At 74.2% G+C, this 20,883-nt stretch carries 23 protein-coding genes; 9 read left to right on the forward strand and 14 right to left on the reverse strand.

Annotation, left to right across the window (positions count from 1 at the left end; genetic code table 11):
* Nucleotides 1-458: 458 nt before the first annotated feature.
* On the reverse strand, nt 459-1,187 hold the full coding sequence (locus ACZ7G1_RS06145) for a VIT1/CCC1 transporter family protein (protein ID WP_470874602.1): 729 nt from the start codon (nt 1,185-1,187) through the stop codon (nt 459-461).
* A 252-nt stretch (nt 1,188-1,439) separates the two neighbouring features.
* On the opposite strand from ACZ7G1_RS06145, the gene ACZ7G1_RS06150 reads away from it, so the two are divergent.
* Genes ACZ7G1_RS06150 through ACZ7G1_RS06180 form a run of 7 tightly spaced genes read left to right on the forward strand, consistent with a single transcriptional unit; the run spans nt 1,440 to nt 9,247 of the window.
* Nucleotides 1,440-2,435 (forward strand): ADP-ribosylglycohydrolase family protein, encoded by a 996-nt coding sequence (locus tag ACZ7G1_RS06150; protein ID WP_470874600.1) that lies wholly within the window; start codon nt 1,440-1,442, stop codon nt 2,433-2,435.
* Nucleotides 2,432-3,748 (forward strand): ADP-ribosylglycohydrolase family protein, encoded by a 1,317-nt coding sequence (locus ACZ7G1_RS06155; RefSeq protein ID WP_470874598.1) that lies wholly within the window; start codon nt 2,432-2,434, stop codon nt 3,746-3,748. The genes ACZ7G1_RS06150 and ACZ7G1_RS06155 overlap by 4 nt, the downstream gene beginning before the upstream one ends.
* A complete protein-coding gene (locus tag ACZ7G1_RS06160) occupies nt 3,669-4,880 on the forward strand; it encodes an ADP-ribosylglycohydrolase family protein (protein ID WP_470874596.1) in 1,212 nt (403 codons plus the stop codon). The genes ACZ7G1_RS06155 and ACZ7G1_RS06160 overlap by 80 nt, the downstream gene beginning before the upstream one ends.
* A complete protein-coding gene (locus ACZ7G1_RS06165; protein WP_470874594.1) occupies nt 4,877-6,262 on the forward strand; it encodes an ADP-ribosylglycohydrolase family protein in 1,386 nt (461 codons plus the stop codon). Before ACZ7G1_RS06160 ends, ACZ7G1_RS06165 begins: the two co-directional genes overlap by 4 nt.
* Nucleotides 6,259-7,179, forward strand: coding sequence for a ribokinase (gene rbsK / locus ACZ7G1_RS06170; RefSeq protein ID WP_470874592.1), 921 nt, complete (start codon nt 6,259-6,261; stop codon nt 7,177-7,179). Before ACZ7G1_RS06165 ends, rbsK begins: the two co-directional genes overlap by 4 nt.
* Nucleotides 7,176-8,399 carry a CaiB/BaiF CoA transferase family protein gene (locus ACZ7G1_RS06175; RefSeq protein WP_470874591.1) on the forward strand — a complete coding sequence of 408 codons (1,224 nt, stop codon included), beginning with the start codon at nt 7,176-7,178 and terminating at the stop codon, nt 8,397-8,399. The genes rbsK and ACZ7G1_RS06175 overlap by 4 nt, the downstream gene beginning before the upstream one ends.
* Nucleotides 8,396-9,247, forward strand: coding sequence for an HpcH/HpaI aldolase/citrate lyase family protein (locus ACZ7G1_RS06180; protein WP_470874589.1), 852 nt, complete (start codon nt 8,396-8,398; stop codon nt 9,245-9,247). The genes ACZ7G1_RS06175 and ACZ7G1_RS06180 overlap by 4 nt, the downstream gene beginning before the upstream one ends.
* A 66-nt stretch (nt 9,248-9,313) precedes the next feature.
* On the opposite strand, the gene lgt is transcribed toward ACZ7G1_RS06180, so the two are convergent.
* The 4 genes from lgt to trpB form a co-directional block, all read right to left on the reverse strand.
* Nucleotides 9,314-10,303, reverse strand: coding sequence for a prolipoprotein diacylglyceryl transferase (lgt, locus tag ACZ7G1_RS06185; protein WP_470874588.1), 990 nt, complete (start codon nt 10,301-10,303; stop codon nt 9,314-9,316).
* A gap of 64 nt (nt 10,304-10,367) precedes the next feature.
* Nucleotides 10,368-11,198, reverse strand: a complete 831-nt coding sequence (locus ACZ7G1_RS06190) for a DsbA family protein (protein ID WP_470874586.1) — start codon at nt 11,196-11,198, stop codon at nt 10,368-10,370.
* A gap of 64 nt (nt 11,199-11,262) precedes the next feature.
* Complete coding sequence (gene trpA, locus ACZ7G1_RS06195; protein ID WP_470874584.1) at nt 11,263-12,087, reverse strand: tryptophan synthase subunit alpha; 825 nt, start codon at nt 12,085-12,087, stop codon at nt 11,263-11,265.
* Complete coding sequence (gene trpB, locus ACZ7G1_RS06200) at nt 12,084-13,322, reverse strand: tryptophan synthase subunit beta (protein WP_470874583.1); 1,239 nt, start codon at nt 13,320-13,322, stop codon at nt 12,084-12,086. Before trpB ends, trpA begins: the two co-directional genes overlap by 4 nt.
* On the opposite strand from trpB, the gene ACZ7G1_RS06205 reads away from it, so the two are divergent.
* Complete coding sequence (locus ACZ7G1_RS06205; protein WP_470874581.1) at nt 13,303-13,467, forward strand: hypothetical protein; 165 nt, start codon at nt 13,303-13,305, stop codon at nt 13,465-13,467. The two genes, trpB and ACZ7G1_RS06205, sit on opposite strands and share 20 nt — an antisense overlap.
* On the opposite strand, the gene trpM is transcribed toward ACZ7G1_RS06205, so the two are convergent.
* The 7 genes from trpM to hisI form a co-directional block, all read right to left on the reverse strand.
* Nucleotides 13,464-13,688: a tryptophan biosynthesis modulator TrpM gene (trpM, locus tag ACZ7G1_RS06210; RefSeq protein ID WP_470874916.1), complete on the reverse strand. Its 225-nt coding sequence runs from the start codon at nt 13,686-13,688 to the stop codon at nt 13,464-13,466. The two genes, ACZ7G1_RS06205 and trpM, sit on opposite strands and share 4 nt — an antisense overlap.
* Nucleotides 13,689-13,752: 64 nt before the next feature.
* Nucleotides 13,753-14,562, reverse strand: a complete 810-nt coding sequence (gene trpC, locus ACZ7G1_RS06215) for an indole-3-glycerol phosphate synthase TrpC (protein ID WP_470874580.1) — start codon at nt 14,560-14,562, stop codon at nt 13,753-13,755.
* A gap of 148 nt (nt 14,563-14,710) precedes the next feature.
* A complete protein-coding gene (locus tag ACZ7G1_RS06220; protein WP_470874578.1) occupies nt 14,711-15,229 on the reverse strand; it encodes a DUF2752 domain-containing protein in 519 nt (172 codons plus the stop codon).
* A 77-nt stretch (nt 15,230-15,306) separates the two neighbouring features.
* Nucleotides 15,307-15,561: an HGxxPAAW family protein gene (locus tag ACZ7G1_RS06225; RefSeq protein ID WP_470874577.1), complete on the reverse strand. Its 255-nt coding sequence runs from the start codon at nt 15,559-15,561 to the stop codon at nt 15,307-15,309.
* A 136-nt stretch (nt 15,562-15,697) separates the two neighbouring features.
* Nucleotides 15,698-16,345: a TIGR02234 family membrane protein gene (locus ACZ7G1_RS06230; RefSeq protein WP_470874576.1), complete on the reverse strand. Its 648-nt coding sequence runs from the start codon at nt 16,343-16,345 to the stop codon at nt 15,698-15,700.
* Between the two features lie 14 nt (nt 16,346-16,359).
* Nucleotides 16,360-17,850, reverse strand: coding sequence for an anthranilate synthase component I (locus ACZ7G1_RS06235; protein WP_470874575.1), 1,491 nt, complete (start codon nt 17,848-17,850; stop codon nt 16,360-16,362).
* A gap of 11 nt (nt 17,851-17,861) precedes the next feature.
* Nucleotides 17,862-18,230: a phosphoribosyl-AMP cyclohydrolase gene (gene hisI, locus ACZ7G1_RS06240; protein WP_351180773.1), complete on the reverse strand. Its 369-nt coding sequence runs from the start codon at nt 18,228-18,230 to the stop codon at nt 17,862-17,864.
* 84 nt (nt 18,231-18,314) lie between these two features.
* Between hisI and ACZ7G1_RS06245 the strand changes: the two genes are divergently transcribed.
* Nucleotides 18,315-18,950, forward strand: coding sequence for a TIGR03085 family metal-binding protein (locus ACZ7G1_RS06245; RefSeq protein WP_470874574.1), 636 nt, complete (start codon nt 18,315-18,317; stop codon nt 18,948-18,950).
* A gap of 6 nt (nt 18,951-18,956) precedes the next feature.
* Here ACZ7G1_RS06245 and ACZ7G1_RS06250 read toward each other — a convergent pair whose 3' ends face one another.
* On the reverse strand, nt 18,957-20,189 hold the full coding sequence (locus ACZ7G1_RS06250) for an MFS transporter (protein ID WP_470874572.1): 1,233 nt from the start codon (nt 20,187-20,189) through the stop codon (nt 18,957-18,959).
* The gene (locus ACZ7G1_RS06255; RefSeq protein ID WP_470874571.1) at nt 20,186-20,779 is read right to left on the reverse strand and encodes an ArsR/SmtB family transcription factor; all 594 of its coding nucleotides are present in this window, start codon (nt 20,777-20,779) and stop codon (nt 20,186-20,188) included. Before ACZ7G1_RS06255 ends, ACZ7G1_RS06250 begins: the two co-directional genes overlap by 4 nt.
* Nucleotides 20,780-20,883 lie beyond the last annotated feature (104 nt).

Below are 20,883 nucleotides of genomic sequence, written 5' to 3' on the forward strand. Positions count from 1 at the left end.
GGCTCCGGCGGTCCGTCGCTCGGCGGGCCTCATTGCCCGCTCGACTGGGCTCCATTGCCCAATGACGCTCATGCCTCATTCCCGTTGGTCACGGGTTCGAAACCGCCGGGTAACCGGCTACATATGTGGCGTCCCGCATAGTGTCTCATCGCCGGGAAGGTTCGGACCAGGGAGATACGTCACAGCCGAAACGGGCCCTACGTCCCGGAAAGTCCCCCCGAAAAGCCCGAAAGGCCCCCTTCAGGGGCCTCTCGGTCTTCTATGGCGGTACGAAATCCGTTCCATGCGGATTCCGTACCGGGCGCGGGGGTACGGGGACGGGGCCCGGGCGCGCCGCCCCGCGAGGGGCTGGAGCGCAGCCCGCCAAGGGCCAGTGCGCCGCCCCGCGAGGGGCTGGAGCGCACCCCGCCAGGGCCAGAGCGCCGCCCCGCCAGGGCCAGTGCGCTGCCCCGCCAGGGCTAGAGCGCCGCCCCGAAGAGCATGCCGAGGCCGTAGGTGACGGCCGCGGCGGCGCCGCCCAGGACGAGCTGGCGCATGCCGCTGAAGAGCCAGCCGCGGGCGGTCACCCGGGCGACGAGGGCGCCGCAGGCGAAGAGGCCGACGAGCGCGAGCAGGACGGCCGGCCACAGGGCGGTCGCGCCGAGCAGGTACGGCAGGACGGGGAGCAGCGCGCCGAGCGCGAAGGAGCCGAAGGACGAGACGGCGGCGACCATCGGCGACGGCAGGTCGTCCGGGTCGATGCCGAGCTCCTCGCGGGCGTGGATCTCCAGCGCCTGCTCGGGGTCCTTCGACAGCTGCATCGCGACCTCGCGGGCGAGCGCGGGCTCGACGCCGCGGGAGACGTAGAGCGCGGCGAGCTCCTCCATCTCGTCGATCGGGTGCTTGCGCAACTGGCGGCGCTCGACGTCCAGTTCGGCCTGGACGAGCTCGCGCTGCGAGGCCACGGAGGTGTACTCGCCGGCGGCCATCGAGAAGGCGCCGGCCGCGAGTCCGGCGAGGCCGGTGATGACGAGGGTCTGCGAGGAGACCGAGCCACCCGCGACACCGGTCATCAGGGCGAGGTTGGAGACGAGGCCGTCCATCGCGCCGAACACCGCCGGCCGCAGCCAACCGCCGTTCACGTCACGGTGGGTGTGGTTGTCGCGGTGGGCCTCGTGCAGCGGCGCCTGAGCTTCGATGATGGACATGGCTCTCCCCTCGTTCCGGCGGGCCGGGATGCACCCGCCGCCCCCAACACCCTCGAAAATACGCGCGATGTAAGGGGTCCGCCAGCAAGGCAGGCCGTACTTACTAAGGCCCGCCTCACTGAGGGCACCCACATCTGGCGAGGTGTCAGCCGGGTGACAGAGACGTTTCTTCGGCGAGTTCGCGGCCCGCGGTGGCACAGATCCAGCATCGGGGCGCCACCGGTGCGCCCCACCCGAGGAAGGGGCCGCGAGATGGTGACCACCACGGCACGCGACACGCGTGAACGGGCGAGAGGGGCGCTCCTCGGCCTCGCCGTCGGCGACGCGCTCGGCGCGCCCGCCGAGAACATGCGGCCCTCCGAGATCCGCCGCCGCTGGGGCCGTATCGAGGGCTTCGTCACGGACAGCCCGGCCGGCACCGACGACACCGAGTACGCGATCTTCTCCGCGCTCCTGCTCGCCCGGCACGGCTCGGCCCTCACCGTCCACCACGTGGAACGGGCCTGGCACCACTGGATCGCCGACCTCGACGAAGGCCCCTTCCGCGGCGCGGGCTTCTCCGAGCGCGGCACCCTGGAGAACCTCCGGCGCGGCCTCGCCGCCCCCATCTCCGCCCAGCACCGCCACGCCTGGAGCGACGGACTCGCCATGCGCGCCGCGCCCTTCGGCGTCTTCGCCGCCGGCCGCCCCGCGGAGGCCGCCCGCCTCGTCGCCATCGACGGCAGCGTCAGCCACGACGGCGAGGGCATCTACGGCGGCCAGGCGGTCGCGGCGGGTGTCGCCGCAGCGATGACCGGCGCGACCGTCACCTCGGTCATCGCGGCGGCCCTCTCGGTCGTCCCCATGGACTCCTGGACCGCCCGCTCCCTGCGCCGCGCGGTCGTCGCCGCGCAGCGCGTCCAGCCCGATCCCCTGACCCGCGAACGCCAGGTCCGCTCCGCCGTCGTCATCGGCGGCTACCCGTGGACCGACCTCGCCCCCGAGGCCGTCGGCCTCGCCTTCGGCGCCTTCGCCGCCGCGCGCGGCGACTTCCGCACCGCCGTCCTCACCGCCGTCAACATGGGCCGCGACGCCGACACCACCGCCGCGGTGGCCGGCGCCCTCGCCGGTGCCGCCGGCGGCCTCTCCGCCATCCCCGCCGACTGGGCCTCCGCCATCGCCCCGGTCACCGGCAGCTGCCTCCCCTCCATGCGCGGCTACCACGTCCTCGACATCGCCGACCTCCTCACCCCCGAGGCCCCCGAATGAGCACCCACCTCACCACCCCCGACACCCCGAGGGACCACACTCCCCAGGTCCACGGCACCGGTTCATGGGGAGCCCCCCACGACACCCGCCACCCCGAGGCCCCCGCCAGGGCGCCGCGCGACGCGGTCGAGGGCCTTCTCCTCGGCCTCGCCGCGGGCGACGCCGCCGGATGGCCCGCCGCGCGGCACCGTGCCGCGCGGATGCCGGAGTGGACGCGCCGGCTGACCCGCGAGCTGGACACCTTCGCGGAGCAGAACGCGACGACGACCCTCCCCGTACCCATCGCGCTGAACCAGCCGCCGGAGCCGCTCCGGCTCGGTCCCTCCGACGACGCGGAGTGGGCGGTGTTCACCGCCGAGGCGGTCCTCGCCGCCGGGGGCCCGGTGTTCGCGGGCCTGCCCGCCGAGCGCCGGCTGCGCGCCGCCGTGGACCTGGCGTGGAACGCCCTCGCGGGCCAGGTCGCCGCGGCGGCCGAGCGCGCGCCGGAGGTCGAGTCGGCCGTGCTGCCGCTGCGGGCCCGGATCTCGGTCCGCGCGGGCCTCGGCAACCTCGCGACGGGCCTGCGCCCGCCCGCGACGGGCCATGACAACCCGCACTTCTTCGACGACGCCGCCTGCGTCCGCGCGGCGGTCCTCGCGGTCGTCCACCCGGGCGACCCGCGCGCGGCCGCCGAACTCGCCGAGTTCGACGCGCGGTACACGCAGGACGGCGACGGCGTGCACGGCGCCCGCGCGACGGCGGCGGCGGTCGCGGCGGCACTCGGCGGGGCGACGGTCGACGAGGCGGTCGGGGCGGCGCTCGCCGAACTCCCGCCGGTCACCGAGATCGGCCGCAACGCCCGGCACGCGCTGAAGCTGGCCGAGACCGCGGGGTCGGCGTTCGAGCTGGTCCCGCTCCTGGAGCACCAGATCGTGGACCACGTGTACAGCTACGGGATCGCCGCCGCCGAGACCGTCCCGGTGGCGCTCGCCCTCGCGACCGCCGCCCGGGGCGAGATGACGGCGGCGGTACCGGCGGCGGCCTGTCTGTCCCGGGTGGCCGACAGCGCGCCGGCGCTCGCGGGCGCGCTCACCGGCGCGCTGGGCGGCGGCCGTTCGGTCCCGCCGAGCTGGCGGGACGCCTGCCGGACACTCGCGGGCTGCGCGCTGCCCCGGCTCGCGGGGACGGATCTGGTGGAACTCGCCGGGCTGCTCGGAGCCACGGAACCGGCCACCCCAGGTGGACAATTCCGGCATGACCCCCACGCAGCACACACCCACACAAGACACACCCCCACAGGACGGACCCCCACAGAACGTCCCCGCACTGGATGACCGGATCACCGGAAGCCTCCTCGGGGCCGCCGTCGGCGACGCGCTCGGCGGCCCCGTCGAGGGCTACACCCCCGAACAGATCCTGGAACGCCACGGCGGCCGCGTCACCGGGATCGTCGGCCCCTGGAACGGCGGCGACTGGCGCACCGCCCGCCCCATCGCCCCGTACCACAAGGGCGACGGGCACGTCACCGACGACACCTTGATGACCCACGCCCTGATCAGGGTGTACGAGAAGGTCCGCGGCCACCTCGACGCGTACGCGGTCGCGGACCACCTCGTCCCCGAACTGACCGGCTCCCCCGTCTGGATCCCGGAGCTGGAGGCGGAGGCCCTCCCCCTCCAGCGGATCTTCCTGGCCGAGAAGTGGATCGTCACCCGGCTCCACTACGGCCATGTGGACCCGCGCGAGGCGGGCACCGGCAACATCGTCAACTGCGGCGCGGCGATGTACATGGCGCCGGTCGGCCTGGTCAACGCCGCCCACCCCGAGGCCGCCTACGCCGAGGCCGTCGACCTCACGGGCGCGCACCAGTCCTCGTACGGCCGGGAGGCGGCGGGCGTCTTCGCGGCGGCGGTCGCGGCGGCGTGCGTGCCGGGCGCCACCCCGGCCTCGGTGGTCGGCACGGCGCTGTCCCTGGCGAAGGACGGCACCCGCGCGGCGATCGAGGCGGTCGCCGAAGTCGCCTCGGGACACACGGACTTCGAGTCCGCTCTCGGCCCCCTGCGCAGGGCGGTGGAACCCTTCGACTCGGTCGGCCCCGACTACCGCGCCCCCTCCTTGGGTGCCCGCCGCCCGTCCCGTCTGCACGCCATCGAGGAACTCCCGATCGCCCTGGGCATGCTGCTCGTCGGCGCGGGCGACTTCCGCCGTACGGTCCTCGGCGCGGTCAACTACGGCCGCGACTGCGACTCGACCGCCACGATGGCCGGGGCGATCGTGGGCGCCCTCCACGGCGAGTCCGCCGTCCCCGCCGCCTGGGCGAAGCAGGTGGCGGAGGCGAGCCGCCTGGACCTGCACGCCCCGGCGCGAGCGCTGACCGCCGTGGCCCACGAGATCTTCGCCCGGGACACCGCCCTCCGCCGCGCCCACGAATCCGCCTTCGCGACGCTGACGGGCACGGACCGGTGACCCTGCGCCTGACCTGGGTCCAGCCGGAGGACCTGGTGGGCCACGAACTCCGCCAGGCGACCGAGGACGGCCGCGACGCCGACGTCCTCGCCGCCCGCTGGACCGCCGCGGGCGGCCCCCCGCCCCCCGCCTCGGCCGGCGCCTCCGACACCCCCCGCCCGGACCTCCGCCCGCTGGCCGAACTCCTCCTGGACACCCTGGCCTCCCTCCCCTCCCCGCTCGCCCGCCACGAACCGGCCGACCTCCCCGCCATCCAGGCCGCCACCACCCCCGGACCCGCCCCGGGACCCGCGCCCGCACGCCCCGCCCGCCTCGGCCACGACCCCGCCCTCCGCGACCGCCTCCACGCCGCCTGGCTGGGCAGGGCGGCCGGGTGTCTGCTCGGCAAACCCGTCGAGAAGCTCCCCCTCCCCGCCCTCCGCGCCCTCGCCCGCGCCACCGGCAACTGGCCCCTCACCACCTGGTTCACCGCCCGCGGCGTCCCGCCGGAGCTGCTCGCCGCGCACCCGTGGAACCGGCGGTCCGCCGCCACCTCGCTCGCCGAGAACATCGACGGGATGCCCGAGGACGACGACCTCAACTACCCCCTGCTCAATCTGCTGCTGCTCCAGCGGTACGGCCGCGGCTTCAGCACCGCCGACGTCGCCCGGCTCTGGCTCGACGAACTCCCCGCGGGCCGCACCTTCACGGCCGAGCGGGTCGCCTACCGCAACCTCCTGGACGGGGTCGAACCCCCGCTGACCGCCGTACGCCGCAACCCCTTCCGGGAGTGGATCGGCGCCCAGATCCGGGCGGACGTCCACGGCTGGACCCACCCGGGCGACCCGGTGGCGGCGGCCGCGCAGGCCTACCGGGACGCGGCGCTGACGCACACCGCGAACGGCGTCTACGGCGCGATGTTCGTCGCCGCCACGATCGCCACGGCGGCGACCGGCACCGCCGACGTCCATCAGGCGCTGGCCTCGGGGCTCGGCGTCGTCCCGCCCCGCTCGCGCCTGGCCGAGGCCGTCCGCCGGGGCATCGGACACGCCAGGACCACCCCCGACTTCGACACCGTCGTGGACCGGCTGCACGCCGAACTCGGCGGGTACCACTGGGTACATGCCGTCCCGAACGCCGCCCTGCTCGCCGCCGCCCTCACCCACGCCGACGGCGACTTCTCCCGCTCGGTCTGCGCGGCGGTGTCGGGCGGCTGGGACACCGACTCCAACGGGGCGACCGCCGGTTCGGTGGCCGGGCTGCTCGCCGGCCGTCCCGACCGGCTGCCCGAACGCTGGACCGCCCCGCTCAAGAACCGGCTCGCGACCTCGGTCCCGTCCTTCGACGGCATCGGCTTCGACACGCTGGCCGAACTGACACACACGGAGGCAGTACGCCCATGACCAGCATCGTCGTGCTCGGCAGCACGAACATGGACCTCGTGGCCTATGTGCCGAAGGCCCCCGCCCTCGGCGAGACGGTCACCGGCCGCTCCTTCCGCACGATCCCCGGCGGCAAGGGCGCCAACCAGGCCGTCGCCGCCGCGCGCGCGGGCGCCGAGGTCGCGATGATCGGCGCGGTCGGCGCGGACGACTTCGGAGTACGGCTCCGCGCCACGCTCGAACACTGCTCGGTGGACACCGATCTCCTGCGCACCGTCGAGGGCCCGTCCGGCACGGCCCACATCGTCGTCGACGACGAGGGCGGCAACGCGATCGTCGTAGTCCCCGGCGCCAACGGCACCGTCACCTCCCTCACCCACGGCGACGAGGCCCTCATCGGCACCGCCGACACGCTCCTGCTCCAGCTCGAACTTCCCCTTCCCGTCGTCGTCGAGGGTGCCGTCGCCGCCCGCCGGCTCGGCGTCCGCACGATCCTCACCCCCGCCCCGGCCCAGCCGCTGCCGCCGGAACTCCTCTCCGCCACCGACCTGTTGGTGCCGAACGAGCACGAGGCCGCCGCCCTCACCGGGCTCACCGACCCGCGCGCCGCCGCCCAGGCCCTGCTGCGGTTCGTCCCCGAGGTGGTGATCACCCTGGGCGCGGCCGGTGGCCTGTACGCGGCCCGCGACGCGGAGCCGGTGACCGTCACCGCCCCACGGGTCCGGGCCGTGGACACCACGGGGGCCGGCGACACCTTCGTCGGCGCCCTCGCGGTCGCCCTCGGCGAGGGCCGGCCCGCCCCGGAGGCGCTCGCCTGGGCGCAGACCGCCGCCGCGCTCTCCGTCCAGCGCGAGGGCGCGTCGACCTCAATGCCGTACCGCGTCGACATCGAGGCGGCCTTCCTCTCCCCCCACACCCTGGAGGCCGACGCCGTATGACCACCCCCGCACCGTCCACCGCTCCCACGGCCGCCGCTCCCCCGCTCCAGGGGCTCCGCGTCCTGGACCTCGCCACCCTCTTCGCGGGACCGCTCGCCGCCATGATGCTGGGCGACTTCGGCGCCGACGTGGTGAAGGTCGAGCATCCCCGCAAGCCCGACCCGTCCCGTGGCCACGGCCCCGCCAAGGACGGCGTCGGTCTCTGGTGGAAGGTCCTGGGCCGCAACAAGCGGGCGATCACCCTGGACCTGTCCTCGCCGGGCGGCCGCGACACCCTGCTCGCGCTCGCCGCCGACGCGGACGTGATCGTGGAGAACTTCCGCCCCGGCACCCTGGAACGCTGGGGTCTCGGCTGGGAGGAGCTCTCCACCGTCAACCCGCGTCTCGTGCTCGCCCGGGTCACCGGCTTCGGCCAGTTCGGCCCGTACGCCCACCGCCCCGGCTTCGGCACCCTCGCCGAGGCGATGAGCGGCTTCGCCGCCATCACCGGCGAACCGGACGGCCCGCCCACCCTGCCCCCCTTCGGCCTGGCCGACTCGATCGCGGCCCTCGCCACCGCGTACGCGGTGATGACCGCGCTCACCGCCAGGACCACGACCGGCCGCGGCCAGGTCGTCGACATGGCGATCATCGAACCGATGCTCTCCGTCATCGGACCCCACCCCCTCTGGTACGACCAGCTCGGTTACGTCCAGCCCCGCACCGGCAACCGCTCCCGCAACAACGCCCCGCGCAACACGTACCGGACCGCCGACGGTTCCTGGGTCGCCGTCTCCACCTCCGCCCAGTCGATCGCCGAGCGCGTGCTGCGCCTGGTCGGCCGCCCGGAGCTGATCGACGAGCCGTGGTTCGCCGACGGCACGGGCCGGGCCGCGCACGCGGACGTCCTGGACGAGGCCGTCGGCTCCTGGATCGCCCGCCACACCCGCGACGAGGCGATGGCGGCGTTCGAGAAGGCGGAGGCGGCCATCGCCCCCGTCTACGACGTCCGGGACGTCATGGACGATCCGCAGTTCCAGGCCCTCGGCACGGTCACCGAGGTGGCGGACCCCGAACTCGGCCCGATCAAGATGCAGAACGTCCTCTTCCGGCTCTCCGAGACCCCCGGGGCCATCCGCTGGCCCGGCCGCCCCCACGGCGCCGACACCACCGCCGTCCTCACCGAACTCGGCCTCACCCCCGCCGAGATCGACGGCCTCCGCGAACGGGGAGCGGTATGAGCGGCCGTGCCGGCGGCGCGAGCATGACCGAGGCCGCCGGTCCGCACCGGGTCCGCACACCCCTGACGTGGCTGTACGCCCCCGGCGACCGGCCCGAGGTGGTCGCCAAGGCGCTGACCTCCGGCGCGGATGTCGTCATCGTCGACCTGGAGGACGCGGTCTCCCCGCACCGCAAGGCGTACGCCCTCGACGCCACGGCCGATCTGCTCGCCGACGCCCACCCCGTACCGGTGCACGTCCGCGTCCACTCCCCGCTCGACATCCCCACCCTGGCCCCCCTCCCCGGCCTCTCCGGTCTCCGGGTACCCAAGGTGACACACGCCACTGACATCCACCGGATCGCCGGACTCGCCCCCGGCGTCCCGCTCTACCCGCTCCTGGAGAGCGCCCTCGCCCTGGAGCACGCGTACGCCATCGCCACCGCCCACCCGGACGTGCGCGGCATCGCCATCGGCGAGGCCGACCTCCGCGCCGACCTGGGGGTACGGGAGGACGCCGGGCTCGACTGGCCGCGCAGCCGGGTGGTGGTCGCGGCCCGCGCGGCCGCCCTGCCGCCCCCGGCGCAGTCGGTCCATCCCGACATCGGCGATCTGGACGCCCTGGCCGCCGGCTGCGCCCGGGGCCGGGCGATGGGCTTCCTCGGCCGGGCCGCGATCCATCCCCGCCAGCTCCCGGTCATCGAGCGGGCCTATCTGCCCACCCCGGAGGAGGTCGACGCGGCGCGGGAGGTCGTCGCGGCGGCCTCGGCCGAGCGGGGCGCGCTGGCCCTCCCGGACGGCCGCTTCGTCGACGCGGCGGTCGTGGCGGGCGCCCACCGGGTCCTCGCCCTCGCGTCCCGCACGGCCTGACCCGGAACGCGAAGGAGGGCCGCCGGGACCTCTCGGTCCCCGCGGCCCTCCCGTAGGCGGAAAGGCTCAGCCCTTGGCGGCCGACCCGGCGCCGTTCCCGGCCCCGGCCTCCTCGTTCGTACCGGCGTCGGATTCGGGCGTGGCGTCCTCGGGCTCCCCGTCCGTCGCGGACTCGGCGGACTCAGCGGACTCCGCGGTCTCCGTGGAGTTCTCGGTCTCCGTGGACTTCTCGTCCTTCTCCGCAGCCCTCGGCTCCACGATCTCCTCGCGGCCCGGCCGCAGTCGCGACGAGAGCACGATGTAGACCACGGCGAGCAGGAAGACGATGATCGCCGTCCACACGTTCAGGCGCAGGCCGAGGATGTGGTGCGCCTCGTCGACGCGCAGGTACTCGGTCCAGACCCGGCCGGCGCAGTACGCGGCGACGTAGACGGCGAAGGCGCGTCCGTGGCCGAGCTTGAAGCGGCGGTCGGCCCAGATGACGAGGAAGCCGACGCCGACGCACCACAGCGACTCGTACAGGAAGGTCGGGTGGTAGAGCCCGGCGTCCCGGTTCACGCCCTCGGTGATCTTCAGGGCCCAGGGGAGGTCGGTCGGCTTGCCGTAGAGCTCCTGGTTGAACCAGTTGCCCCAGCGGCCGATGGCCTGGGCGAAGGCGATGCCGGGGGCGATGGCGTCGGCGTAGGCCGGGAGCGGGATGCCCCGGCGGCGGCAGCCGATCCACGCGCCGACGGCGCCGAGGGCGATCGCGCCCCAGATGCCGAGGCCGCCCTCCCAGATCTTGAAGGCGTCGACCCAGTTCTCACCCTCGCTGAAGTACAGCTGGTAGTCGGTGACAACGTGGTAGAGGCGTCCGCCGACGAGGCCGAAGGGCACCGCCCAGACGGCGATGTCGGCCACGGTGCCGGCGGTGCCGCCCCGGGCGATCCAGCGCTTGTTGCCGTACCAGACGGCGACGAAGACACCGAGAATGATGCAGAAGGCATAGCCGCGCAGCGGGATCGGTCCGAGGTGGATCACGCCGGTCGACGGGCTGGGAATGTAGGCAAGGTCCATGGCAGGACCGACGCTACCTTGCCGGGTGGGCGGGACGGCAGCCCACCCGGCAACGTATGGGTAACTAACCCGCCGGGGAGGCCGCGGGAGAGGCCGTGCCGGCCTTCTTGCCCTTGTTGGCCTCGGCCACCCACTTCTTCAGGTTCTCCGGGGAGATCTGCTCGTTCCCCTTGGTCGGGAAGATCGATTCGCCGTTGAGGAGGACGGAGGGGGTGCCGCGGAAGCCGCCGTTCTGGAAGGCCTCGTTCGACTTCTTGACCCAGCCGTCGTGCGTGCCGTCGTTCACACAGCTGCGGAAGGCGGGCGTGTCGAGCCCCGGGACCTTCGCGGCCAGCTCGATCAGCTTGTCGTTCTTCCCGAAGGCGTCGTCCGTCTCCGGCGGCTGGTTGGAGTAGAGCGTGTCGTGGTAGGCGGTGAACTTGCCCGCGTCCTGGGCGCAGCCGGCCGCGTTCGCCGCGCGCAGCGAGCCGCTGCCGCCCATGTTCCCGTCGATGAGGGTGGCCAGGTGGTACTCGGCCTTGAGGGCGCCGGAGGCCTCCAGCTCGTGGATGGTGTCCCGCATGACGGTCTCGAACTGGGCGCACGCCGGGCAGCGGAAGTCCTCCCAGATCGCGAGCGTGGAGGGGGCGTCCGTCTTGCCGGTGGGGATGGCGGGCTTGTCGCCCTCGATCGATCCGGTCGGCGCGACCACCGGGCCGGCCTTGTCGGATCCGCCGTCCTTGTCGCCGCCCGCGGCGATCACCCCGACGACCGCGGCGAGGCCGAGGACCCCGACCACCGCCGCCGACACGATCAGGACGCGCCGCTGCTTCTCGCGGGCCTTCTCGCGCTCACGCTGCTGCTGGAGGCGCTCCCGCGCGCTCCGGTTACCGTCACCGCTGTTCTTCTCGCTCACGCCCCTGGCAACGAACCGGGGAGGCACATCCGCGCCTCCCCGGTCCCAGTTCCACCCGAATGGGCTACGAAACGCGGCGGACGCCCTCCGCGAGTTCGGCCGCCAGTTCCCGCACGGCGGCGAGCCCGGCGGCCTCGTCGCCTTCGGCGTCGAGGAGGCGCTGCACGAAGGCGGAGCCGACGATGACGCCGTCGGCGAAGCCGGCGACCTCCTTGGCCTGGACGGCGTTGGAGACGCCGAGGCCGACGCAGACGGGGAGCGCGGCGGACGCGGCGCGGGTGCGGCGGACCAGGTCGGCGGCCTGCTCGCCGACCGACTCGCGGGTGCCGGTGACCCCCATGAGCGAGGCGGCGTAGACGAAGCCGGAGCCGGCCGCGGTGATGGTGGCGAGGCGCTCGTCCTTGCTGCTGGGCGCGACGACGAACACGGTGGCGAGACCGCGCTTGTCGGCGTGCTCGCGCCAGACCGCGGACTCCTGGACCGGCAGGTCGGGCAGGATGCAGCCCGCGCCGCCGGCCGCGGCGAGCTCCTCGGTGAAGCGCTCGATGCCGTAGCGGTCGATCGGGTTCCAGTACGTCATGACGAGGACCGGCTTCCCGGTGGCCTCGTGGGCCTCGCGGACCGTCCGCATGACGTCGGCGATCTTGACGCCGCCGCGCAGGGCGATGTCGTCGGCGGTCTGGATGACCGGTCCGTCGAGGACCGGGTCGCTGTGCGGAAGGCCGACCTCGACGACGTCGGCGCCGCCGTCGAAGGCGGCCTTGATCGCCGCGATGCCGCCGTCGACGGTCGGGAACCCGGCCGGCAGGTAGGCGATCAGCGCGGCACGGTCCTCGGCCTTCGCCTTGGCGAGGGTGTCGCTCAGCAGCTGGATGTTCCCGGTCGTCACTTCGAGCCCTCCCCGTCGTACAGCCCGAAGTAGCGGGCGGCCGTGTCCATGTCCTTGTCGCCGCGCCCCGAGAGGTTCACCAGGAGCAGGGCGTCCTTGCCGAGCTCCTTGCCGACCTCCAGGGCCCCCGCGAGCGCGTGCGCCGATTCGATGGCCGGGATGATGCCCTCGGTGCGGGAGAGCAGCCGCAGTGCCTGCATGGCCGCGTCGTCGGTGACGGCCCGGTACTCGCCGCGCCCGCTGTCCTTGAGGTAGGCGTGCTCGGGGCCGATGCCCGGGTAGTCGAGTCCGGCCGAGATCGAGTACGGCTCGGTGATCTGGCCCTCCTCGTCCTGGAGGACGTACGAGCGCGAGCCGTGCAGGATGCCGGGCTCGCCGGCGGTGAGGGTGGCCGCGTGCTCGCCGGTCTCGACGCCGTGGCCGGCCGGCTCGCAGCCGATCAGGCGCACGTCGGCGTCGGGGACGAAGGCGTGGAAGAGGCCGATGGCGTTGGAGCCGCCGCCGACGCAGGCGATCGCCGCGTCGGGGAGGCGGCCGGCGCGCTCCAGGATCTGGCGGCGGGCCTCGACGCCGATGACCCGGTGGAAGTCGCGGACCATGGCGGGGAAGGGGTGCGGGCCCGCGACCGTGCCGAACAGGTAGTGCGTCCGGTCGACGTTGGCGACCCAGTCGCGGAAGGCCTCGTTGATGGCGTCCTTGAGGGTGCGGCTGCCGGACTTCACGGCGACGACCTCGGCGCCGAGCATCCGCATCCGGGCCACGTTCAGGGCCTGGCGCTGGGTGTCGACCTCGCCCATGTAGATGGTGCAGTCGAGGCCGAACAGGGCGCAGGCGGTGGCCGTGGCCACGCCGTGCTGGCCGGCGCCGGTCTCGGCGATGACCCGCGTCTTGCCCATGCGCTTGGTCAGCAGTGCCTGACCGAGCACGTTGTTGATCTTGTGCGAACCGGTGTGGTTCAGGTCCTCGCGCTTCAGGAAGATCCGGGCGCCGCCGGCGTGCTCGGCGAACCGCGGCACCTCGGTCAGGGCGCTCGGCCGGCCCGTGTAGTTCACCATCAGGTCGTTGAGCTCGCGCGCGAACTCGGGATCGGCCTTGGCCTTCTCGTACTCGACGGCCACCTCGTCCACGGCGGCGACCAGCGCCTCCGGGATGAACTTGCCGCCGTACTCGCCGAAGTACCCCTCGGCGGACGGGACCTGGCCCTCCAGGTCCGGAATGAAGAACTCGCTCGACATGCGGATGCTCCTCCACGGGGCGGCTCCCGCCCCGTCACGTGTGGTCGATGGTCACGTCCTGCGCAACGACCTCACCGCCCGCTCCGTCGTGGGCACGACGAACGGCGCCCTCTGCCGGGCCTGGGCTTCCACGGGTGGCGGCTAGGCGGAGAGGGGGGAGGTGCGCGCGAGGCGCGGGCGCCATCGCATGCCGTTGACCTGGCCCGGCTCGGAGCCGATGACGTAGCGGACCCGGCGGCCGTGGACACGGCGGGCGGGCGCGCGGCAACCGCGCGGTCGGCAGCCCCTGGCCAGCGGGGCGTGCTTGGAGACGGGCGCGGCGGCGGTACGGAGCCGGCCGCGGCGGCCCGAGGCGTCCGCGGGCACGACCGGGCCGCCCGGGGCGGTGCCCAGGGCGGTCGGCGTGGCGCGGACGGGGGTCACGGCGGGGTCAGCTCCGGCCGTGCCGCAGGGCGGGGTGGGCACCGGCGGCGACGAGGTCGGCGACGGCGGCCTTCGGGTCGCGGCCGGTGACGAGGGACTCGCCGACCAGGACCGCGTCGGCGCCGGCGTTGGCGTACGCGATGAGGTCGTGCGGGCCGCGGACACCGGACTCGGCGACCTTGACGATGTGCGCCGGGATCTCGGGGGCGACGCGCTCGAACGTGCCGCGGTCGACCTTGAGGGTCTTGAGGTTGCGCGCGTTGACGCCGATGATCCGGGCGCCCGCCTCGACGGCGCGCTCGACCTCCTCCTCGTCGTGGACCTCGACCAGCGGGGTGAGCCCGATGGACTCGGCCCGCTCGATGAGGGAGACCAGCGCCTCCTGCTCCAGGGCCGCGACGATGAGGAGCGCGAGGTCGGCTCCGTACGCCCGCGCTTCCCAGAGCTGGTACGCGGTGACGATGAAGTCCTTGCGCAGGACCGGGATGTCGACCCGGGCGCGGACGGCCTCCAGGTCGGCGAGCGAGCCGCCGAAGCGGCGCTGCTCGGTGAGGACGGAGATGACGGCGGCGCCGCCCGCCTCGTAGTCCGCGGCGAGACCGGCCGGGTCGGCGATCGCGGCGAGTGCGCCCTTGGACGGGCTGGAGCGCTTGACCTCGCAGATCACCTTGACGCCGTCCCCGCGCAGTGCGGCGACGCCGTCCTTGGCCTGCGGCGCCTTGGCGGCGCGCTCCTTGAGCTCGTCGAGGGTGACCCGCGCCTGTCGCTCTGCGAGGTCGGCGCGTACGCCTTCGATGATCTCGTCGAGCACACTCACGCGAGGGGCCCCCTTCCGGGACGGTGATGAGGAAACAGGTTCAGCCACTTCGATCCTATCCGCAGGACGGCTCCGGACTCGCATCGGCCGGAGGGGTGTCCCACCTGCTGGGACTGCCGCCGGGGTCCCCGGGGGCAGGTGAACGGCCTCAGGGGGCCAGCGCGGAGCCGAAGGGAAGGTTCCGGACCAGGGTGAAGAGGGCGAGGACGGCCCCGATCCCCCACCACAAGACCGGGGGGATCGCGAGGCGCATCGGCACCCCGCGGATGGCGCGAACCAGCCAGACGGCCATCACGACGGCGAAGATCCCGTAGCCGGCGACGGCCAGGGCGTTGGCGCCGAGCGCGGCCGGCAGGTCGCCGGTGACGAAAGCGTGCGCGCTGCGCAGTCCGCCGCAGCCGGGGCAGTACAGGCCGGTGAACCGGAGCAGCGGGCAGACCGGGTAGTGGCCGGGTTCGTTGGGGTCGACGGCCCCGACGTACGCGAAGGCGGCGCCCACCCCGAGGAGCGTGCCGAGCGGTGCGGCGAGCCGTCGTGCGAGCGGCCGCGCCGGCGGCGGCGCGGGGACCGGTCCCGCCGGCCACGCCGCGGGTCCCGGTGGGGTGGATTCACCCGGGCGGGTGGGAGAAGCGTCGGGCGCGGCTTCGGCCGTCGGGTGCGTGTCCACCCGGTGATTCTCGCCCGTGACGCGCGAGGGCGCAGCCCGGCACGGCCGGACTGCGCCCTCGGATGCGTCGTACCGCGTCAGGCGCGGGCCTTCGCCGTCGCGGTGGCGGCCTCGCGAGCGGCGATGACGGCCGCCGACTCCTTCGGCATGCCGAGGCCGGCGACCTTCATCGCGCCGCCGATGATGCCGCCGAGGACGATGACGCCCACGCCGGCCCAGAAGCCGGGCAGGTTGGCGGCCACCATGAAGACGCCGGCGATGCAGAAGCCGATGAAGGAGATGATGACACCGGTCCAGGCGGCCGGGGTGTGTCCGTGGGCGCTGCCCGCCATGAGTTGCTCCTCGTTGCAGTTGCTCGATGGTGAGGTCTCGCGTGCGCGGACACTCGGCGCTCATTGTCCCGCACGCGGGCGCGCGAGGATGAATCGGGGGTGCCGGGACGATCACGCGTCGCGGCCGGTCCTCCGGTCAGCCGCCGTGCGTGGGGTCCTCGCCGCGGTCGAGGGCCTTCCACAGGTCCTCGGGCCGGTCGGGGTCGGTGGTGGCCGTCCTGCGGGCGCGCGGGGTGCCGGAGCGCTCGTAGCGGCCTCCCATCGCGGGCCAGCTCTTGCCGAAGCGGAGGGCGAAGAGGCCGGCGAGCAGGATGAGGACGGCTCCGGCGGCGGTCACGTACGGCCAGACGGTGTGGCTGAGGCCGGCCACGGCGGCCGCGGTGTCGCCGCTGATGCGGGCGGCCTCGGCGTCGAGGGCGGCGCTGTCGGAGGCGCCGAGGACCGCGGCGAGCGCGGCACCGGCGCCGCTGAGCGCGAGGAGCGCGGCGACGAGGGTGCGGCCGGTGCGGCGGACGGCGAAGACGGCGAAGAGGGCGGCGAGGCCGACGATCGCGAGGGCGGTCGGCACGCCGGTGACGGCGCCGCCGTCGGCTTCGACGGGGACGCTGCCGCCGCCGACGGACGCGGTGCCCTCGGCCCAGATCTGGCCGGCGGAGAGCAGGACGACGGTGGCGCCGAGGGCGCCGAGGAGGAGGGCCGCGGCCAGGCTGCGGCGGCCGCCGGTGGGGACGGCCACGCGGGCGGCCCGGGGCTGGGGTACGGGTACGGCACTCACGTACCCCACTATCCCCTACGTCCTCAGTTGTCGTTCATCCGGTTGGCGGTGTGGACGGCGCGGAGGACGGCCGCGGCCTTGTTGCGGCACTCGTTGTCCTCGGCGACGGGGTCGGAGTCGGCGACGACACCGGCTCCGGCCTGCACGTATGCCGTTCCGTCGCGGAGCAGGGCGGTACGGATGGCGATGGCGGTGTCCGCGTCGCCGGCGAAATCGAGATAACCGACACACCCGCCGTAGAGGCCGCGCCGGGAGGGTTCGAGCTCCTCGATGATCTGCATGGCCCGGGGCTTGGGGGCGCCGGAGAGGGTGCCGGCGGGGAAGCAGGCGGTGAGGACGTCGAAGGCGGTACGGCCTTCGGCGACCTTGCCGGTCACGGTGGAGACGATGTGCATGACGTGCGAGTAGCGCTCGATCGACATGAAGTCGACGACCTCCACCGAGCCGGGTGCGCAGACGCGTCCGAGGTCGTTGCGGCCGAGGTCGACGAGCATGAGGTGCTCGGCGCGTTCCTTGGGGTCGGCGAGGAGTTCCTCGGCGAGGTCGTGGTCCTCCTGCGGGGTGGCGCCGCGGTGCCGGGTGCCGGCGATGGGGTGGACCATCGCCTGTCCGTCCTCGACCTTGACGAGGGCCTCGGGGCTGGAGCCGACGACGTCGAAGCCGTTCTCGAAGCGGAAGAGGTACATGTACGGGGACGGGTTGGTGGCCCGCAGGACCCGGTAGACGTCGAGGGCGGAGGCGGTGCAGGAGGTCTCGAAGCGCTGCGAGGGGACGACCTGGAAGGCCTCGCCGGCGCGGATGCGCTCCTTGATGTCCTCGACGGCGTCCTGGTAGGCGGGGCCGCCCCACAGGGCCGAGAACTCCGGCAGCTCGGAGGCGGGGAGGGCGGCGGGGACGGTGGCGACCGGGCGGGCCAGGTCGGCCTCCATGGCGTCGAGGCGGGCGACGGCGTGCGCGTGGGCCTCGTCGACGCCGGTCTCCAGGTCGTTGTGGTTGATCGCGTTGGCGATCAGCAGGACCGTGCCGTCCCAGTGGTCGAGGACCGCGAGGTCGCTGGTGAGGAGCATGGTGAGCTCGGGGAGCTCCAGGTCGTCGCGGGTGGAGTCGCCGATCTTCTCCAGGCGCCGGACGATGTCGTAGCCGAGGTAGCCGACCATGCCGCCGGTGAAGGGCGGCATCCCGCCCGCCAGGTCGCGGGGGGTGTGGAGGGTTTCGACGGTGGCGCGCAGGGCGGCCAGCGGGTCGCCGTCGACGGGGACGCCGACGGGCGGGGTGCCGAGCCAGTGGGCCTCGCCGTCCCTCACCGTCAGGGTGGCGTCGCTGCGGACGCCGATGAAGGAGTAGCGGGACCAGCTGCGGCCGTTCTCCGCGGATTCGAGGAGGAAGGTGCCGGGGCGTTCGGCGGCGAGCTTGCGGTAGAGCCCGACCGGGGTGTCGCCGTCCGCGAGGAGCCTGCGGCTGACGGGGATGACGCGGCGGTCGGCCGCCAGCTTGCGGAAGGTCTCGAGATCCATGGCGCCAGACCTTACTGGGATACGGGGAGCACGTCGGCGTCGAAGCAGGTGCGGGCGCCGGTGTGGCAGGCGGCGCCGACCTGGTCGACCTTGACGAGGAGGGTGTCGGCGTCGCAGTCGAGGGCGACGGACTTGACGTGCTGCACGTGCCCGGAGGTGTCGCCCTTGACCCAGTACTCGTTCCGGCTGCGGGACCAGTAGGTGCAGCGGCCGGTGGTGAGGGTGCGGTGGAGGGCCTCGTCGTCCATCCAGCCGAGCATCAGCACCTCGCCGGTGTCGTACTGCTGGGCGATGGCGGGGACGAGCCCGTCGGCGCTGCGCTTGAGGCGTGCGGCGATGGCCGGGTCGAGGTCGCTGGGGGTCCGGGGCGTGCTGGTCATGGCGCCATTGTGCCGCGATCCGGGACGGTGTCCGGCGGGGCGTCCACTGGGCGGACCGGTGGGGCCGGTCGTACGCTGGCGGGCATGTCGACCCATGCGAAACGTGAACGTCTCCTGCTCGCCGATCTGTTGGAGGCGGCGGGCCCGGACGCGCCGACGCTCTGCGAGGGGTGGCGGACCCGGGACCTGGCCGCCCATGTGGTGGTGCGGGAGCGGCGGCCGGACGCGGCGGCGGGCGCCCTGGTCCCCGCGCTGAAGGAGCGGATGGACCGGGTGACGGCGGAGTTCGCCGAGAAGCCGTACGAGGAGCTGATCCAGCTCATCCGTACGGGCCCGCCGAAGTTCTCGCCGTTCACCATCAAGCAGGTGGACGAGGGGGCGAACGTCGTCGAGTTCTACGTCCACGCGGAGGACGTGCGGCGGGCCCAGCCGGACTGGTCGTCGCGCGAGCTCGACCCGGTCTTCGCGGACGCGCTCTGGTCGCGCCTGGAGAAGACGGCCCGGCTGATGGGCCGCAAGGCCCCGGTGGGCCTGGTCCTGCGCCGCCCGAACGGCCAGACGGCGGTGGCCCACCGCGGCACCCCGGTGGTGACGGCCTCCGGGGAGCCGGGCGAGCTGCTGATGTACCTGTACGGCCGCCAGGACTCGGCGAAGGTGGCGCTGGACGGGGAGCCGGACGCGATCGAGCGGCTGCGGGAGACGAAGCAGCTGGGGATCTGAGGGCCCCTAGGCGGGCAGTTCGGCGCGGCGGAGGGCCGGGACCACGAGGGCGTACGCGCCGGAGAGGGCGCAGACCGCCGCGCTGACCACGAAGACCGGGCCGGGGCCCCAGAGGCCGACGGCCGCGCCGGTGACCGGGAAGCTCAGCGGGGCGATGCCGAGGCTGCCGAGGCTGGAGACGGCGCTCACCCGGCCGAGGTAGGCGGGGTCGCACTCGGTCTGCACGAGGGCGTTGCACAGGGCTCCGGAGAGTCCGGCGAGCAGGCCGATGGAGACCGCGACGAGGGCGGCGAGGGCCTGCTGGGGGACGTACGCGAGGGCGCCGATGGATACGGCTCCGATGACCATCGTCCAGCCCATGACGGCGCCGGCCCGGGGGATGTGGCCCTTGACGGTCAGCAGCAGGGAGGCGCCGCCGGCGCCGACGCCGAAGCCGGCGAGGACCCAGCCGATGCCGGCGGCGCCCCAGCCGCGCTGGTCGGCCAGGACCGCGAGGCCGACGTTGAGGGGGCCGGCGAAGCCGAGGTCGGCGAGGAGGACGACGACCATCAGCGGGCCGAGCGTCCGGTGGCCGCGGAGGTAGCGCAGGCCGGCGGCGAGGTCGCGCAGGGCGGTGCCCTCGGACGCCTGGTCGTCCTGCGGCAGCGGGCGGAGCCTGAGGGCGCCGAGCAGGGGCAGGGACAGGGCGAAGAGGATTCCGGCGATGCCGAAGGCGGTGGCGGTGCCGCCGAGGGCGACGGCGAGGCCGCCGAGCGGGGCGCCGAGGACGGCGCCGAGGCGGTAGGCGAGGCCGCGCATGCCCTGGACGCGGGCGAGCTGGTCGTGGTCGGCGACGCGGGGCGGCAGGGCGCCGACGGCGGGCAGGAAGAGGGCGTCGACGACGCCGAAGACGAGGGCGACGGCGGCGAGCGCCCACAGGCCGGGCGTGGCGACGAACAGCGTCGCGGCGAGGCCGAGGACGACCAGGGCGCGGACGGTGTCGGAGGCGATGACGACCCGGCGGGGGCCGAGGCGGTCGGCGACCGCTCCCCCGACGAGCAGGAGCAGGGCGCGGGGCACGGCGGAGACGGCCATGACGAGTCCGGCCTGGGCGGGGGTGCCGCTGCTGACGGCGGTCCAGGAGAGGGCGAGGTGGTAGACGCTGTCGCCGAGGGTGGAGGCCGTGTAGGCGCCGAGCCAGCGCAGGACCTGGGGGCTCTTGTGGGCGGGTGTCGAGGGAGCCGCGACGGTCGTGGTCACGCGGTCCCCCGGTACGGGAAGCCGTGGAGGTGGACGGCCACGTTCTCGCGGCCCTCGGTGTCGCCGGCGGCCTCGGCGGCGCGGGCCCGCCGGTCGTACTTCTGGAGCAGCGCGTCGAGCTCCTTGCCGAGGGCGGCGAGTTCGGGGGCGGTGAGGCGCGGCAGCCATTCGGAGCTGACCGCGGCGGAGCGCCACTCGTCGGACCAGGTCAGGCGCTCGTCGAGGAAGCGGCGGTGGAGCTCGGTGCGCTGCTCGTTGAGGGTGCGGCCGAGGGCGTCGCTCGCGGCGGCCAGCTCCGGGGTGTCCTTGACGTCCTCGTCGTGGATGCTCACCCCGTACGAACTCGGCTGCCACCAGCGCTCGCGGCCGTCCGCCGACTGGGCGTCCGCCTCCTCGATGAGCCCGTGCTCGGCCAGCTTGCGCAGGTGGTAGCTGACCAGCGAGACGGCCTCGTCGACCTGCTCGGCGAGCTGGGACGCGGTGGCGGTACGGGCCACGAAGAGGGCCCGGTAGAGGCGCATCCGCAGCGGGTGCGAGATGGCTTTGAGGGTTCCGAGATCGGTGATGCGGCGGTTCTCCGACGAGGTCATGCCACAGACGGTAGATGCGAAAGAAAACTTGCGCAATGAATACTGCGCAAATAATCCTGCGCGTTGGGCGAAGAAGAAGGGCCCCCGAAGGGGCCCTTCCTGAA

The organism is Streptomyces sp. NPDC037273 (assembly GCF_055603625.1).

What these genes read in the sequence shown, in the direction of transcription:
- ACZ7G1_RS06225 (WP_470874577.1), bottom strand. Translation starts at nt 15,561, where the DNA reads ATGGCGGGCAGCGCCCACGGACACACCCCGGCCGCCTGGACCGGTGTC.
- lgt (WP_470874588.1), bottom strand. Translation starts at nt 10,303, where the DNA reads ATGGACCTTGCCTACATTCCCAGCCCGTCGACCGGCGTGATCCACCTC.
- ACZ7G1_RS06150 (WP_470874600.1), top strand. Translation starts at nt 1,440, where the DNA reads ATGGTGACCACCACGGCACGCGACACGCGTGAACGGGCGAGAGGGGCG.
- hisI (WP_351180773.1), bottom strand. Translation starts at nt 18,230, where the DNA reads ATGACCAGCACGCCCCGGACCCCCAGCGACCTCGACCCGGCCATCGCC.
- ACZ7G1_RS06175 (WP_470874591.1), top strand. Translation starts at nt 7,176, where the DNA reads ATGACCACCCCCGCACCGTCCACCGCTCCCACGGCCGCCGCTCCCCCG.
- ACZ7G1_RS06235 (WP_470874575.1), bottom strand. Translation starts at nt 17,850, where the DNA reads ATGGATCTCGAGACCTTCCGCAAGCTGGCGGCCGACCGCCGCGTCATC.
- ACZ7G1_RS06205 (WP_470874581.1), top strand. Translation starts at nt 13,303, where the DNA reads ATGAAGAACTCGCTCGACATGCGGATGCTCCTCCACGGGGCGGCTCCC.
- ACZ7G1_RS06180 (WP_470874589.1), top strand. Translation starts at nt 8,396, where the DNA reads ATGAGCGGCCGTGCCGGCGGCGCGAGCATGACCGAGGCCGCCGGTCCG.
- ACZ7G1_RS06255 (WP_470874571.1), bottom strand. Translation starts at nt 20,779, where the DNA reads ATGACCTCGTCGGAGAACCGCCGCATCACCGATCTCGGAACCCTCAAA.
- trpB (WP_470874583.1), bottom strand. Translation starts at nt 13,322, where the DNA reads ATGTCGAGCGAGTTCTTCATTCCGGACCTGGAGGGCCAGGTCCCGTCC.
- rbsK (WP_470874592.1), top strand. Translation starts at nt 6,259, where the DNA reads ATGACCAGCATCGTCGTGCTCGGCAGCACGAACATGGACCTCGTGGCC.
- ACZ7G1_RS06145 (WP_470874602.1), bottom strand. Translation starts at nt 1,187, where the DNA reads ATGTCCATCATCGAAGCTCAGGCGCCGCTGCACGAGGCCCACCGCGAC.
- ACZ7G1_RS06245 (WP_470874574.1), top strand. Translation starts at nt 18,315, where the DNA reads ATGTCGACCCATGCGAAACGTGAACGTCTCCTGCTCGCCGATCTGTTG.
- ACZ7G1_RS06155 (WP_470874598.1), top strand. Translation starts at nt 2,432, where the DNA reads ATGAGCACCCACCTCACCACCCCCGACACCCCGAGGGACCACACTCCC.
- ACZ7G1_RS06160 (WP_470874596.1), top strand. Translation starts at nt 3,669, where the DNA reads ATGACCCCCACGCAGCACACACCCACACAAGACACACCCCCACAGGAC.